Origin of the sequence: Leisingera sp. MMG026 (genome assembly GCF_021654205.1) — a bacterium.
In the GTDB taxonomy this organism is placed as follows: Bacteria; Pseudomonadota; Alphaproteobacteria; order Rhodobacterales; family Rhodobacteraceae; genus Leisingera.
On the sequence record NZ_JAKFZM010000109.1, the window covers coordinates 1 to 2,163 of the forward strand.

At 60.3% G+C, this 2,163-nt stretch carries 1 protein-coding gene; it reads right to left on the reverse strand.

From position 1 onward, the window contains the following. Nucleotides 1-202: 202 nt before the first annotated feature. Nucleotides 203-2,002: a translation elongation factor 4 gene (gene lepA, locus L1069_RS23610; RefSeq protein ID WP_134830255.1), complete on the reverse strand. Its 1,800-nt coding sequence runs from the start codon at nt 2,000-2,002 to the stop codon at nt 203-205. Nucleotides 2,003-2,163: the final 161 nt, after the last annotated feature.

Sequence of the window (2,163 nt, forward strand, 5' to 3'; positions counted from 1 at the left end):
GCCAACAATGCAAATTCTGCATTTCGAGAGCTGCCCGGCGAGCCGCTAGACGGATTAGTGAATGAGTCACCACGAACAAAAGGGGCCGAAGCCCCGTCTTGCAACCGTTTGAATAGGTGTCTCCGCCGCAGAACACTGAGGTGCGGGCACGCAATTGGCTGCGCCAACCGCTTTCGCCCGCCGTCCCTCAAAATCGACAGCCTTAGCTGTCCATTTTGAGGGCGGAAATAAACGCTTCCTGCGGGATGTCCACTTTACCGAACTGGCGCATCTTCTTCTTGCCCGCTTTCTGCTTGTCCAACAGCTTGCGTTTGCGCGTCGCGTCGCCGCCGTAGCATTTGGCGGTCACGTCCTTGCGTAAGGCGCTAAGGGTCTCGCGCGCGATCACCTTGCCGCCGATGGCCGCCTGGATCGGGATCTTGAACATATGGCGCGGGATCAGCTCTTTCAGCTTTTCGCACATCGCACGGCCGCGCATCTCGGCGCGGTCGCGGTGCACCATCATCGACAGCGCGTCCACCGGCTCATCGTTGACCAGCACCGACATCTTGACCAGCGCATCCTCGCGGTAACCGGTCATCTGGTAGTCGAATGAGGCATAGCCCTTGGTCACCGATTTCAGCCGGTCGTAGAAGTCGAACACCACCTCGTTCAGCGGCAGGTCATAGACCACCATAGCGCGGGTGCCGGCATAGGTCAGGTCTTCCTGAATGCCGCGGCGCTCCTGGCACAGCTTGAGGACGTCGCCGAGGTAGTCGTCAGGCACCAGGATCGTTGCCTTGATGCGCGGCTCCTGGATGTGGTCGACCTTGGACATGTCGGGCATGTCGGCAGGGTTGTGCAGGTCGATCTGCTCGCCGTCTTTCATGTAGACGTGGTAGATCACGCTTGGCGCGGTGGTGATCAGCTCGATGTTGTATTCGCGCTCAATCCGGTCGCGGATGACTTCGAGGTGCAGAAGGCCCAGGAAGCCGCAGCGGAAACCGAATCCAAGTGCTGCGGAGGTTTCCATCTCGAAGCTGAAGGAGGCGTCGTTCAGGGCCAGCTTGTCGATGGCGTCGCGCAGGTCTTCGAATTCAGCGGAATCGACGGGGAACAGGCCGCAGAACACCACAGGCTGGGCGGGTTTGAAGCCCGGCAGCGCGTCTTCGGTGCCGTTTCGGTCATTGGTGATGGTGTCGCCGACGCGGGTGTCGCGCACCTGCTTGATCGAGGCGGTGAGGAAGCCGATCTCGCCGGGGCCGAGGCTGTCGATCATCTGCATCTCGGGGCGGAACACGCCGATGCGGTCCACATGGTGCAGGGTGTCGTTGGACATGAATTTAACCCGCATGCCCTTTTTCAGGGTGCCGTCCATCACCCGCACCAGCACGATCACGCCAAGATAGGCGTCATACCACGAGTCCACCAGCATCGCCTTCAGCGGCGCGTCGCGGGTGCCTTTGGGCGCGGGCAGATGCTGCACAATGCTTTCCAACGTTTCGCGGATGCCCTGGCCGGTCTTGGCCGAGACCCGGATGGCGCCCGAGGCGTCGATGCCGATCACATCCTCAATCTGTTCCGCCACCCGGTCGCAGTCGGAGGCCGGCAGATCGATCTTGTTCAGCACCGGCACGATTTCGTGGTCGGCCTCCATCGCGTGATAGACATTGGCCAGCGTCTGCGCCTCGACCCCTTGCGAGCTGTCGACCACCAAGAGCGAGCCTTCGACCGCGCGCATCGAGCGGGAGACCTCATAGGCAAAGTCGACGTGGCCGGGGGTGTCGATCAGGTTCAAGACGTATGTGTCGCCGTCATCGGCGGTATAGTCGATGCGTACGGTGTTGGCCTTGATGGTGATCCCGCGCTCGCGCTCGATATCCATCGAGTCGAGCAGCTGTTCCTTCATATCGCGGTCCTTCACCGTGCCGGTCTCCTGGATGAGCCGGTCGGCAAGGGTGGATTTGCCATGGTCGATGTGGGCGACGATGGAGAAATTGCGGATTTTGGCGAGCTCTGTCATGCAAGGGGATATGATTTGAAACCTTGCTATGGTCAAGCGGGCGTATATGGTCGCAACACAGATATTTGTTCCGAAGGCAATTAGAGCTTGGCAGAATCGCGAGGGATTTCCGATCTGGACCAGCTCGAAAGCTGGCTGAGTACTCAAGACGTGCGCATGCC

Bases quoted from the DNA above. Each gene is read 5' to 3' on its own strand.
- lepA (WP_134830255.1), bottom strand. From the start codon at position 2,002: ATGACAGAGCTCGCCAAAATCCGCAATTTCTCCATCGTCGCCCACATC.